The organism is Bifidobacterium subtile (assembly GCF_000741775.1).
Lineage (GTDB): Bacteria > Actinomycetota > Actinomycetes > Actinomycetales > Bifidobacteriaceae > Bifidobacterium > Bifidobacterium subtile.
Map to the genome: position 1 here is coordinate 189201 of NZ_JGZR01000003.1, position 13204 is coordinate 202404.

The 13204-nt window shown below is 60.5% G+C and carries 10 protein-coding genes and 1 pseudogene; 4 read left to right on the forward strand and 7 right to left on the reverse strand.

The window, feature by feature from the left end; translation table 11 throughout:
• Positions 1-18: 18 nt before the first annotated feature.
• Complete coding sequence (locus BISU_RS02685) at positions 19-1071, reverse strand: uroporphyrinogen decarboxylase family protein (RefSeq protein WP_024462753.1); 1053 nt, start codon at positions 1069-1071, stop codon at positions 19-21.
• A gap of 450 nt (positions 1072-1521) precedes the next feature.
• On the opposite strand from BISU_RS02685, the gene BISU_RS02690 reads away from it, so the two are divergent.
• The 3 genes from BISU_RS02690 to BISU_RS02700 all read left to right on the forward strand — a co-directional run bounded on the left by BISU_RS02690 (position 1522) and on the right by BISU_RS02700 (position 3491).
• Positions 1522-2346 carry a pyrroline-5-carboxylate reductase family protein gene (locus BISU_RS02690; RefSeq protein ID WP_024462752.1) on the forward strand — a complete coding sequence of 275 codons (825 nt, stop codon included), beginning with the start codon at positions 1522-1524 and terminating at the stop codon, positions 2344-2346.
• Positions 2343-3176, forward strand: coding sequence for a VOC family protein (locus BISU_RS02695; RefSeq protein ID WP_024462751.1), 834 nt, complete (start codon positions 2343-2345; stop codon positions 3174-3176). Before BISU_RS02690 ends, BISU_RS02695 begins: the two co-directional genes overlap by 4 nt.
• Before the next feature lie 126 nt (positions 3177-3302).
• Positions 3303-3491 (forward strand): hypothetical protein, encoded by a 189-nt coding sequence (locus BISU_RS02700; protein WP_024462750.1) that lies wholly within the window; start codon positions 3303-3305, stop codon positions 3489-3491.
• A 48-nt stretch (positions 3492-3539) separates the two neighbouring features.
• On the opposite strand, the gene BISU_RS02705 is transcribed toward BISU_RS02700, so the two are convergent.
• From BISU_RS02705 to BISU_RS02720, 4 genes are all read right to left on the reverse strand, one after another.
• A complete protein-coding gene (locus tag BISU_RS02705; RefSeq protein ID WP_024462749.1) occupies positions 3540-4718 on the reverse strand; it encodes an ABC transporter substrate-binding protein in 1179 nt (392 codons plus the stop codon).
• Between the two features lie 208 nt (positions 4719-4926).
• Positions 4927-5958, reverse strand: a complete 1032-nt coding sequence (locus tag BISU_RS02710; RefSeq protein ID WP_024462748.1) for a uroporphyrinogen decarboxylase family protein — start codon at positions 5956-5958, stop codon at positions 4927-4929.
• A gap of 240 nt (positions 5959-6198) precedes the next feature.
• The gene (locus BISU_RS02715) at positions 6199-7368 is read right to left on the reverse strand and encodes an amidohydrolase (protein ID WP_024462747.1); all 1170 of its coding nucleotides are present in this window, start codon (positions 7366-7368) and stop codon (positions 6199-6201) included.
• A 280-nt stretch (positions 7369-7648) separates the two neighbouring features.
• Positions 7649-8884: a trans-sulfuration enzyme family protein gene (locus BISU_RS02720; protein WP_024462746.1), complete on the reverse strand. Its 1236-nt coding sequence runs from the start codon at positions 8882-8884 to the stop codon at positions 7649-7651.
• A gap of 489 nt (positions 8885-9373) precedes the next feature.
• Here BISU_RS02720 and BISU_RS02725 point away from each other — a divergent pair, with 489 nt between their 5' ends.
• Positions 9374-9997, forward strand: coding sequence for an NAD(P)-dependent oxidoreductase (locus BISU_RS02725; protein ID WP_024462745.1), 624 nt, complete (start codon positions 9374-9376; stop codon positions 9995-9997).
• 627 nt (positions 9998-10624) lie between these two features.
• Here the strand turns inward: BISU_RS02725 and BISU_RS02730 are convergent.
• Both BISU_RS02730 and BISU_RS02735 read right to left on the reverse strand, forming a co-directional pair.
• Positions 10625-11419 (reverse strand): annotated as a pseudogene (locus BISU_RS02730) (YihY/virulence factor BrkB family protein); the annotation flags it as partial.
• 241 nt (positions 11420-11660) lie between these two features.
• Positions 11661-12968 carry an MFS transporter gene (locus BISU_RS02735; RefSeq protein ID WP_024462743.1) on the reverse strand — a complete coding sequence of 436 codons (1308 nt, stop codon included), beginning with the start codon at positions 12966-12968 and terminating at the stop codon, positions 11661-11663.
• Between the last annotated feature and the right edge of the window lie 236 nt (positions 12969-13204).

Here is a 13204-nt window from a genome sequence, read left to right on the forward strand (position 1 = left end):
ATGAAATTTCGGGCGATCTCAGGCGATGCGCGCATCACTGAGGGCACGCAGGGCATTGTCGTTCGCAGGCGTGGGAACGGTGCAGCTGGGAGCCAGCAGGAACGGCCTGCCCTGATGCTGCGCGACGGTCTGCGTTATCTCCTTGCGCACCTGTTCCTCCTCCCCGGAGCCATTGGCGAACAGCTCCCAGTTCGGGCCGGCCACGGGAACCGCATTGAATGCGGAGTCATCCTTCGGATTACCCGGAAGATAGCGATCCCAATGCAGCAAGTCGACGCCGTCGACATCGAACCATTCGGGATGCGATTCGGCGCGACAGGTGTGCAGCAGCACCACGGCATCCGGATTCTCGTCATGGACCGCATCAATGACGAGGCGATCGTACGGCTCGGAGAACTCGCGATAACGGTCCGCATCGAAATACCCCTCGCTCACCGTGCCGGTCACTGCGTAGAAAATGCCATCCAAGCCCGCGCCGCCCTGTGCTTTGGGCCGCACGAGGCGACGCGCATAGCCCGCGAGCGTGCGTGCGATGTTGCCCAACGCCTGCTTGGCGACTTCTGGCTGGTTCAGCACGGCATCTTCCACGCTGATCTGGGGAGTGGCATAGGCATCGCCCGGGTACAGGGGCAGATCGGCGATCTGCAGCAGCACGGAAAGCGGCGAGAACACGGTCTGCACGACCGCCCTGTCCTCAAGGCCGTCCCGGATGAGCGAAGCTGCATCGAAGGCTTCGGCAAACGACGCGTTCTGCGCCGGATCGAGTTCGGCGATGTCTGCGACGTCTTCGGGAGCGACGATGGCGGAGCTGATCTTCTTAGGCAGCGGCGCGTCCGAAGCATAGTCATGCGAATCGTAGCGCGATCCCCATGCCTCGGCGTAGTAGACGGCTCTGGGATTGATCTTGACCCATTCCCAGTCCCATCGATGCACGAATTCGATATAGGCCTCGGCGAACTCCTGAGCGCCATATTCATGGCCGACCAGGTGCTGCCACCCACCGACGAGGTATGGCGTCTGCGACGCGCCGCGGACTATATCGCGGAACGTCTCACGACGGGTTTTCGACATAATGGACAACCTTCCAAAATTCTCATTCGACTGGATGCAAGCGTCTTCGAACCGCGTGACGCTTTGACGATGTATCTAAGGTAAGCACATGCTCGTTACGTTCGCACCGGGCGCGTCACAGGCGTTCGTTATATCGACTTATCAATCAGAGCAATAACAAGAGCATCATCTTATTATTCGTGCCGCCATCAATGCACCGCACTTTCGTCGCGGCTGGCGGTGCAAGAGCATTCAATGGGGAGCAAAGCGCGGGATACTGCCCATTTTGCACGGGCTATCGGTTATTGGTATGACGCGAAAGGCCATAAAGCGAATGCCGCTGAGGTCGTGCCCGTTACTGTGGAAACACGACGATCGATTCCAAGGAATCGTCGTTTTCGTTTGCACTATGCCTACGCGACGTCCGCACATGCGTGGCTGCCGCAGTATGTTAAGGAAAGGGAGGATGTCTTGGCCAGCAATCTGTACTTCATAGGAGGCGGCAACATGGCGGAGGCCATCATCACCGCGGTAAGAAAACATGATGACCGCTACCCTGTGGACCACATCTATGTCGAAGACATCAGCGAGGCCCGCCTCTCCTATCTTGAAAAGACCTACCAGGTGACCCCGGCCACGCCGCGCGACACGCCTGACAACGTGGACATCGCGGTGATTGCCGTACGCCCGCAAGACGACGTGACTGGCGTGGCCACATCGATCGTCAATCGCTTCGACCAGCGCACGACAAGCGTGGTCTCGATCGTCGCCGGCTACACCATCGCTCAGCTCGAGCGCACGCTGGGCGGCGAGCGCCGCATCACGCGCATCATTCCCAATACGCTGACGACCGTGGATTACGGCTACAGCGGAGTGTCGTCCAACCAGGCAGCGGCCGATGCCCCGGATTCGGTCAGGAAGGGCCTTGACGCCTGGCTGAGCACCTTCGGCAAGCCGCTGCATGTCGAAGAGCGTCTTATCGACGTCATCACCGGATTCTACCCGCCGAACCTCGTCTACCACTTCATCGACGCCTACGTGGACGCCGGCGTGCTGGCCGGACTGCCCCGCGACATATCCAAGGCCATAGCACTGGACACCGTCATCGGCGGCACCGAGCTGCTCAAGCAGCGCGACGTGCTGCCGCAAGTGCTGCTCAACATCAACAACTCCCCCGGCGGCGTCGGCATCACCGAGGCCTACACCCTGAACAAAACGGGATTCGCGGCAGCCATCCAATCGGCCGTGCTCGCCGCCGTGGAGCGCACGACGAAGCTGGGAAAGGAAGCGCAATGAGCGAGCAGACGCTAGCACAGGCGCAAGCGCCGGAATTCATCTGGGATCATACCGTCACCGTGGTCAACGACCTGAACGAGGTCGAGCGCACCTTCGCCGACCACGGGCTGACCGCCGCGTATGGCGGCAAGCATGTCGGGCACGGAACGGAAAACGCGCTGGCCTACTTCGGCGTGAACTATGTAGAGTTTCTCGCACTCTACAATGCTCACGAGGCCGCTGCGGAAAGCCCCGAGCAAGGCCTGCTGTTCCGCGAGGCCGCACAGCTGCTTCCCGGCCGGGAGCGCTTCTATCGACCGGGCCTGCGCGTGCACGGCATCGAGCAGGTGGCGCAGCATCTCCATAGCAAGGGAATCGTCACCGGTCCGGTGATTCCGGGGAACCGGACGACATCCGACGGCCAGGAAATACGCTGGAAGCTGCTGTGGATACTCTCCGACACGCAGGCAAGCGTTCCCGGACCACGCTATCCGTTCATCCTCGACTGGCTGGAAGACGAGGAGACGCATCGCGAGACGCTGGAGCACAGCGGTCTGTTGCATCGTCACCCGCTCGGCGAAGTGTTTACGCAACGTGCGGTGTTCACAGTCAGCGAGCCTGAGGCTGTGGCCGCCCGCTGGTCCGAGGTCTTCGGCTTCGCCAAGCACAGCGGCAACGGCTACATTGATCTCGATGTGGCGGAAGGCCGGCAGTGGCGTTTCGTCAAAGGCACTGACAAGGATCCGGATACCGGCGACGACATCAATGAAATCACCGAGCTGCGCTACCAGGTGCCGCAAGGCGCTTCCTTCGACATCGCGCTAGGTTCGGCAAGGTTCGCAAGCCTGTAAATCATGCTGCGGCATCGCATGAGGCTGCCGATTAGGCGCGGTCGGATCGCATGAATCCGACCGCGCCTAACGCTATCCAGATGTTGGTCATCTGTCTATTCGCATCTCTGCATCGTTGGAGGAATCATGGGGATCATCGACAATATTCTGCGCCTCGTGGGATGGAGCGATAGCGCATCATCTCAGCCAGACGAACCGTGCGGGCAGCCCTATATCACGGTGCTGCCCGCCGTCCCCGGCGATCTTTCGCAGCCCGTCACCGTGCTTCGGCGTACGTACGAACGCAAAAAGCGGAGCATGATCAACAGCTGCTGACCATGCTCCGCTCGATGTCCGGGCGATATCAAATATGCTCTTCCTGCATCACCCGTTGTACTGCTCGAATTTACCGTCTCGCGCGATTTCGAGAATCGGCTTGATATTGGCGGCCCTGCGCGTCTTCTGATCGAACTTGAACGTGCCGCCATTGCCTTCATACAGCGGGAAGTCGGTCACGGTCTGCAAGGCCTTCTGGATGCCGGCGCGGGTCGGCTCGGTTTTGTTGGCCGCATATGCCAGATCGGTGATCGCCTGGTAGGCACGCACCTCGAAACTGCCAGGATTCTCACCATACTTCGCCTTGAAGTCCTTGACGAACCGCTGCGCCTTTTTATCCTTGGTCCCTGTGGCCGAGAAATTGCCGGTGATGATCGTGCCTTCGGCGTTCTTGCCCGCAATCTCAAAGAATTCCGGCACCTCCTGTCCCCCGAAAAAGGGGCCGGTGAAGCCGAGCTTGTCGCGCAGCGTGTTAACCACCAGCGCGCCATCAGGGCCATAGCCCAAATCCACCACTGCATCGGGCTTGGCATCACGCGCCGGGATGAGAATCGGCGACAGATCGGTGGAATCCGCCAGATACGACGAGCTGTACACGATCTGCGTGCCGTTCTTCGCCGCCTGGGCCTTGAAGAACTCGAAGGCCTGCTTGCCCCAGTCGTTCTCGATATACACCACGGAGATCTTCTTGGCCTTTTTCGCGACGATGTTCGCATTCGCCTTTTGCAGCGTATCGATGCCGATTGCCGGGGTCCAGATATGGTCTCCGGTATCGGTGAAGGTCAGCGCGGAATTCGTGAACCCGTAATGGACCAATCCAGCGGCTTGGAACGTCGGCGAAGCGGCGGAAGAAGCAGCAGATGCGTAATCGCCCACCACCGCGACAATCGACTTGTCGGCCACGAGCTTGGGTGCGACCGCGGCATCCTGCTTGGGATCGGACTGCGTATCGAAGTACTTCAGCCCCAGCTTCCTGCCCTTGACTCCACCGTTCGCGTTCACCTGCGCCACAGCGAGGTCGAAGCCGCGCTGGAACATCTGCCCGTATTCGGCATATTGGCCGGTCTTGGGGTAGATCACCCCGATATTCACCGGACTGGAATTGCTTGTGCTGCTGCTTCCCGATGACGCATTTGCGCCGAGGCCGCATCCTGCGGTGCCCAACGATACGCCGAGCACCGTCACGATGGCGGCGGACAGGGTTGCAATCCTTCTTCTTGCGTTCATAGCGATTCTCTCCTCGTATATTTCCGCGTATGGTTGCCTGTGCGATATCTCACAGTGCCCTCACCATAATTCGCCTTCTCAGAACCCACACCGTAGCGGTAACAGGGGTTAGCTATGACGCATTATCATTGCCAATGATTGCCTTGGCTCTTGTACGTGCCATCACAATTTGCTATATCGCCCGTGCAATGGCAGCGCCACGCGCACATCACGCCTGACGCAGTAATCTCAGGTTCTCGTCTCCGGGATTCGGCGGAATCGTGCAGCTCGGCGCCAGGAGGAAGGGCTTGCCTGCACGGGCTTCAGTGGTGACAGTCAGCTGCCTGCTCAGCTCCTGAAGATCTCCGTCTTTGCCAATCAGCGCGGCATCCGGTCCGCTCACCGGAACGGAACCGTAAGCGTCAGTGACCGGCGGGTTGCCTTCTACGAAGGAATCCCATTGCAAGAGGTCGATTGGGTAATCCGCGAACCACTCAGGGTTCGAATACTCCTTGCAGGTGTGCAGCAGCTTCACCGAGGAATCGGCAGCCTGCAGCACAATGCGGTCATACGGCTCGGAGAACTCCGTGAAGTGCTCATGGTCGAAGTACTGGCGGCTCGCCGTTCCCGTCACTGCATAGAAGATGCCGTCAGCACCAGCCCCGCCCTGCTCGACCGGCGCAACAAGCTGTTTCACATAATCCGCCAAGGTCCGAGCAATGGCATTCAAAGCCCGCTTCGCCTCGTCGGGGCGCTCATAAAGCAGCTCATCGCGACTGAGCGTCGGCTCATGTCCATAAATCGCACGATGGTTGATGCGCGGCAATGCGGCAAGTCCCAGCAATACGGTCAATGGAGAGAACACGGTCTGCAGAACGACACGATCAGGAAAAGCCTGATGCACACCACGAACGATACCGGTCTCTTCGCTCAGCGCCGCAGAGGTCTCAGGATCGACGTAGTCGACGTTGCGCAGGTCATCGAGTTGCTTTACGGGCGGGGTGATTAGTTTCGGCGAGCGCCCGTTGCCGTAATCGTCATGGTCGAAGACGCCTCCCCATGCCTCGGTGTAGTAGGCGCTGCGCGGGTTGATCTTGATCCAATCCCAATCCCATTTCGTCACGAAATCGGCGTGCGCGCGTACCTGCTCCTCGACACCGTATTCGTGATGAACGAAGTGCTGCCACGCCGAAGTCAGATGAGGCACCGTCCCCTCACCGGCAAGGATGTCATGAAAAGCCTGTTTCCTGTCAAGAGCCATGAGGTTCTCCTTAATTGTTTGTTTGGCGCTGCAATCGCTTGGTCAACCAGCTATTATGAGGGTGCAGTGTCGTAATTCTGTTATGAATTTTTTGACCAAATATGTACTGCATGGGGCTTTTCGAGTCGTTCTGTCTGCGTGTCGATTTCGTCATGCAACGGAGACGCTTTATGGCTGCGGCGGGTGGAATGCCCGCAGCAATGCCGGCATTTGCACATGCCGCAGCGCAGCCATCAACGCTCACAGCTCCTTCAACGTGCGCAGCGCCACCGTGGCCAGCAGGTCCGCGCCACTCGCCAGCGCATCGAGCTTGGGGAAGAACGTCGGGCCGTGCATGGGGCGGTCAGCATTGCCGACGCCGATGTGAATGAAAGCGCCGGGCGCCTGCTGCAGATAGTACGAGAAGTCCTCGCCGCCCAGCGACGGGTGCGGAGCGGCAACCGTGAAGCCCACGTCGGTCGCGGTCGATGCGGCGAGCGCCGACCAGTGCGGGTCGTTCATCACGGACGGCGAGCCATATTCCCATTCGAAATCCGCTGTGACGCCGTATGCGGCGGCGACGCCATCGACGACTGCCTGCAGCCGATCATGAATCACTGTCCGGTCTTCGGGGAACGCGGTGCGTGCGGTGCCTTCAAGGAACGCCTGCGCCGGAACGACGTTCCATGTGCTTCCCGCCTCGACATGGGTGACGGTAACCACGCGCGGATGCGCCGGATCCACATCCTGGCCGGCGATGGACTGGATGCCCTCGATGATGGCGACAGCCGGGCGAATCGGGTTGAGACCGCCTTCCGGATGCGCGGCATGCGTGCCTCGGCCGTGCACGGTGATGCGGAACTTGTCGACTGCGCCGCTGTCCGGCCCCGAGCCGATGATGACGGTTCCCGGCTCAGCCTCGTTGGTGTCATGCGTGCCGTAGAACGCCTCCACGTCGGCGAGCACGCCGGTGTCAAGCACGGCGACGGAGCCGGTGGGCGTGTCCTTGTCGGCCGCGACTTCCTCTGCCGGCTGCAGAATCACCTTGATCGTGCCGGCGAAGTCCTTGCGCCGCTCGTTGATGATGAGCGCCGCGCCGATTGCGGTCGTCATGTTGTAGTCGTGTCCGCACCCGTGCAGATAGCCCTCATTGAGCGAAGCGTAGGGCAAGCCGGTCTGCTCGGCGATGGGCAGGGCATCGATGTCGCCGCGCACCGCCACGACATGGCCTTCCCCCGCGCCCGCGCCTTCGCCCTGAATCACGGCGACCAGACCGGTTTTCAGCCCGGAATCCAAAATCTCGATGCCGTGCTCATCGAATATCTGCCGTATCCGCCCGGTGGTCTCGAACTCCCGATACGAGGGTTCGGGATGCTGATGGAACCACTTCGCATATGATTCCAGTTCCTGCTGCAGATCGCGCTGAGACATGAGCAGCTGCCTTCCTATGTTTTCCAAATGCACGGTTTTCCAAATGCACGGTTTTCCGAGTGCACGATACCGCCGTGCCGAGTGATGCGGCATTGAGCGCTGTGTTGAATGCCATCGTGCTGCAACACGCACGCCATCCATATCATTCTGCATCGATTTCGTATCGAGACACCGAACGAAATTCATGCACGCTGTCGTAACGCTGATTCATGACGTCGGCACATATCGCATACCTCGTGCGTCCCCTCTGCGCACGATTTCCGCTTTACGTACGTACCCCTTACGCAAACGCGCCGGATCGCAGCTGGCTTTCGACGTCTTCGGCCGGAAGCTCCTCATACGCCTTATCGAAGGCCTGACCGAGGTCCTCGACGAGATCGCTGACGTCTTCGATGCCGACGGACAGGCGAATCAGCTCGTCGGTGATGCCGACTTTGAGGCGCTCCTCGCGCGGCAGCTCGAAATGCGTCATGCGACAGGGAAGCTCAGCAAGGCTTTCGACCGCGCCCAAGCTGACGGCGAGTCGGAAGACGTGCAGGTTGTCGAGCACGGTCGACGGATCGACGCCCGGCACCACTTCGAAGGACAGCACGCCGCCGAAGCCGCGCAGTCCCTTGGCTGCCGCGTTCTCCCCGCTGCCCGGAAGGCCTGGGTAGTTGACTTTGCGCACCAGCGGATGGGCCAGCAGATACTGCGCGATGGCCAGAGCATTGTCCTGCTGGCGCTCCATGCGCAGCGACAGGGTCTGCATGCCGCGGCGCACCGCATCGCATTCGGCCGGGGCGAGCACGCCGCCGATGCGGTTCTGCGCGAAGTAGATGCGCTGCGCGAAATCCTCATCCTTTGCCACGACGAGGCCGGCGATCACATCAGAATGGCCCGCGAGATACTTGGTCGCCGAATGAATCACGACATCCGCGCCCAGATCCAACGGCTGTTGCAAATACGGCGTGACGAAAGTGTTGTCCACAATGACATGAGTGCCATGGCGCTGCGCGATCCGCGCGATGGCTTGCACATCGTTGACCTGCAGCAGCGGGTTGGTCAGCGTCTCGAAGTACACGGCCTTCGCCGGCGTGGCCTGTTTACCGCCATCATTGCCATCGCCATCATTGCCTGCGATGATCCGTTCCAACGACTCAAGATCGGCGGTGTCAGCTGCCTCGATGCACAATCCCCAACGACTGAAAAACTCATTGAACAGCGAGTAGCTTCCTCCATAGATGTTCTTGCCCACGACGATGCGATCCCCCGGCGAGAAGGTCGAGAGCACCGCGTGAATCGCCGCCAGCCCGGAGGCAAAGGCGAAGCCGCGCACCCCGTGCTCAAGCTGCGCGATCTGGCCTTCGAGGAAATCTCGGGTCGGATTGCCGCTGCGGGCGTAGTCCCAGCGGGGCATGGCGTCAACCGATTCGAAAGCATAGGTTGATGAGTTGTAGATAGGCGGATTCACGGCGCCGGTGGTGTTGTCATGCACCGGCAGCCCGTGGACCAGTTGCGTATTGAACCTCGTCATAGGCACCTCCTGGGACTTGTTTCATGCGGAATCCTGGCTGGATACGACCGCGACTCCAGCCACGCTAAGTCTCATGAGCAGCATGCGGCAAGCTGGGAGGCATACACGTTATTTATAGGATGCTCAAAATCGTTGGAAACACTTGGCTACGCCGCTCTCTAGCCGGCTGGTTCAGTGCCCAGTGAACGTCCCACGACACGCCAAAGCTCTATTTCCACCGCCGCGGCACTCTGCCGATTGCTTTCACAACGGCATCGCATAAGCCGAGTCGTGCGATGGGCCTTCGCGCATGGCCGAAAAACCGTGCGGGCGCTGGCGTCTTGCGCAATGCGGGCTACGATGAGGTGAAATCGAACGCGGCGGGATCGGCCGTGACTTTGCACGAGGAAATTGATGTTGGATTCCCGCGCTGCACGACCAATCACAACGAACCTGCTGCACGAATCAACTCTGCAAGTCAACAACACAATCACACAAAGGGAGCATGACATGACCGCAATCGCTGTTATCGGAGCCAATGGACGCGCCGGAAGCCGCATCGTCGACGAGGCGCTGAACCGTGGCTTTGACGTCACCGCCGTAGTGCGCGGCGCGAATCGCACACGCGCCGGCAAGACCATCGTCAAGGACCTCTTCGACCTTAAGGCTGAGGATCTTGCTGGCTTTGATGCGGTCGTGGACGCCTTCGGCGTATTCGACCCCGCTAAGCTGCACGAGCACTCCACTTCGCTCGCCCATCTCGCCGAGATCCTGTCCGGCTCTCCGGTTCGGCTGCTTGTCGTGGGCGGCGCGGGCAGCCTGTACACCAATGCCGAGCACACCGCGCAGCTCAGCGACGGCTTCCCCGAGGACATCAAACCGGTTCCGCTCGCTATGGGCAAGTCGCTGGACGAACTGCGGCAGCGCGACGACGTGCGCTGGACCTACATCAGCCCAGCCGCCGATTTCCAGGCCGACGGCGAACGCACTGGCGCGTACACCCTCGCAGGCGAGGATTACAGCACCGACACGAACGGCGTCAGCGCGATCAGCTATGCGGACTATGCCATCGCCGTAGTCGACGAGATCGAGCACGGCTCGCATATCGGCGAGCGCATCTCCGTGCGCTGGTAGGACGAAACGTTGCGTTTACGGCGTCACCATTGCCGCTATGGCTTTGGCATAAGCCCGCAGACGCTATACCCGCTGTGACCCGGCGCGAAAAATCAGGGTATCTGCGTTGTGTGAGGCGCTGTTGGAATGCTGCGGAGGTCTATCTGCGTTGTGTGAGGCGCTATTTCGAGAAGGCCTGAGTATCAGGCGTTCCAAAGCCGCCATTTTCGGCCAGCGATACTCGGGATGCCAGAGGATTAGCGCCTCACACAACGCAGATAGACCTCCGCGTAGCCAAGTTAACGCCTCACATAACGGAGATAGCCGTACAAACCTGAAAAACAACCATTGCGGAACGCGCAGTATCGTCTATGCATCCGTTTTCTGCGCGCCGCCCGATGCGGCCTTGCCATCGCTCTGCGCTGTTGCAGAATTGGAGACCATGCCGCTGTCGTCCGAGCCGCTCAATTCGTATGGCTCCCCTGTTCCATCCAACTGAGCGTCATCCGGCTGAGTGCCATCCAGCTTGTCCGACCGAAACGCATCCTTCGCCGCTTCCACGCGTTCTGCCTCGCCGGCGATCATTGTGCGCATATCCGCGTTGATTCGGGCGAACAGTCGTGTGCCGCTGCGCGTCTTGAAACCATACTGGTGGCGGGACTGGGCGATGAAAGCCGCACAGAACATAATCACCTGGGCCATGAGGTTGAACCAGACCAGCACGCCGATGATGGCCGCGAAGGGCGCGAGCAGCGGATTCTTGGTCGCGCCGGCCACCAATCGGCCACCCAGCAGCTGCATCACAGAAAAGGCCAGCGCCCCGATCATCGATCCCAGCAAAATGAAGCGTCCGCGGCGAATATGGGCCACTACGCGCATCAGCATGAAGAACAGCATGAGATTAAGCACGAAGCCGGTCAGGAAGCCGACCACGTCGAGCAGCAGCCAGCTTGCAAAGGAATCCGTGGGCAGACCGACCAGTTGCAGGCCAGCGTGCACCACGCCGCCGGAAACCGCGCCCGCGACGGTCGACAATATCAGCAGAAGGAAGACGAGCAGCACGCCCAAGCTGTCGCGCAGCTTCGTTTTGATGACGTCCGAGGACTCGTCCTCCCCGTCGAACATGGCGTGCACGGCGTTGCGCAGCGAATCCATCCACCCGGTGATGCTCCACCAGAATGAGGCGAGCGTCACCAAGCCGGTCCAAGTCAGGGTGCCGGAGATCTTGCCGAGCGCATTCGTCGATTCCAGCGTATGCGCCAACCCAGGCACCAGATTGCCGACGACGGCAATCACTTTGTACTGCAATCCGCTGCTGCCCGACACCACGAGGCCGAGCAGGCTGAACAGAGTCCAGAGACCGGCGAAGAAGGCGAACAGCAGGCCGTACGCCAGACCGTTGGCCAACAGCCCGCCGCGGCGCGAGGAGTAGCGCTCGATCATGCCGCCGAGCAGCGAACGCTTCCATACGCCGAGCAGGGCGTTGATGAGTTCTCCGATTCGCTTCATATCTCGACTATACGCGGCTGGCTCGGAGCAGGCCCGATTCGCTCGCCGCTAGACGAATGACGCAGTCAGGCGGCAGCGTCTGCGTCGTGCGAGCATGGAAATGATGCTTAGGCGTTATCCCGACGGCTCCGGCCTTTGTGCGGCAAAGCTTGCCGCACAATGCGACGCCAAACGATCAAGCTCCCTGAATCTCCTGAACCTGCGGCCCTGACCCGGCATCCTGCGCCTGCTGCAGACGGCGCTGCAAGCGCCGGTCGTACAGTCGCGCGGAGGGAACGGCGAACATCAGGATGGCCGAGAAAATCGAGCCGATGCCCGAAATGGTGAACAGCCATTGCACGCCGACCGCGTCCGCCAACGGGCCTGCGAACAGCAATCCGACCGGTCCGGCAAGCCCTGAGAACGCCATGGTCACACCGAAGACGCGGCCCAGCTCCTGGGGAGGGAAGGACTGCTGAATCATCGCCATCGACAGCGCCATGGGGAATGCGACGGCCAAGCCGGCGAAAGCGTTGAGCACTGTGAACATGACGAATCCTGCCATGGTCGGCGGCAGAAAACCGCTTACTGCGAATGCCGCGCCAAGCACGGCTATCGAGACGATGATCGCCGGCATGCGATCCTTTTGCACGCCGAATATGCCGATGAGCGCACCGCCGAGCAGCGAGCCGGCCGACCAGACCATCTCGACGATGCCCGCTTGGAATACGGTGCCCTTGAAATACCCCAAGGTCATAAGCGGGTACAGACTTCCGGCCGGCATGAACATCAGCGTGAATAGCGAGCTGATAAGCAGCACCGACCATAGGCCTCGCACCGTGCCGATGCGTTTGAAGGCGAAGACCATATCAGCGAGTATCTGCGGCTTTTCGTCCACCTGCGCGAGGTTGGAGGGAATCGCGATGAACATGAGCAGGCCGATGCCGAGCGCCGCGCCGAGCACATCCACCAGAATCAGGTAATTGATCGGAATGAAGGCGTACAGCATCGCCCCCAGCGCGGGCGAGACGATCATCGTGGCGGACTGCACCATGCCGAGCTGGCCGTTGATCTTGGTGACTTCCTCGTCCGGGACGATGGTCGGCAGAATCGACTGGATCGTGGGCATTTGGAAGGCCTGCGCGAGCGAGCGCACCAGCAGCGACACGAACACGAGCCACAGCGGGAAGGTGTGGTTCAGCGTGCCGACCACCGAAAGCGCCACGGCGAAGGCCGCCGCCACGATATCGGGCACGATGAGCAGCGCCTTCTTGTTCCAGCGGTCGATGAAGGTGCCGATGAACGGGCTGACCAGAATCATCGGCAGCATCGCCAGCAGCGTGGCCAGGCTCAGAATGGTCGCCGAACCGGACTGCTGCGTGAGATACCAGATGATCGCGTACTGCACGATCATGGAGGTGATGCCCGTCGCGAACTGGCTGAGCAGGAACAGGTAGCTGTTGCATCGCCAATAGAGGCCGATGGCCGGAGTGGTGCCTGTCATGATGGGCCTTTGCAATGTCGAAGGGGCGGTCGGAGGTACGCGGTAAGCACGATGACGTTGGCACGATCCGCCAGACAGTCAGATGGCCATATGGCCAAGCGGTCAGGTGCTCTCGCTTCGGTCTGATGCATGCTCGCGCCGACTCGGTTAGCACCATGATATATGACGGCGAACGGCGAAACTTTCAGATTCTCCGAATCTCGGGCCGTGCATCGCCATCGGCGTAACGCGCAGAC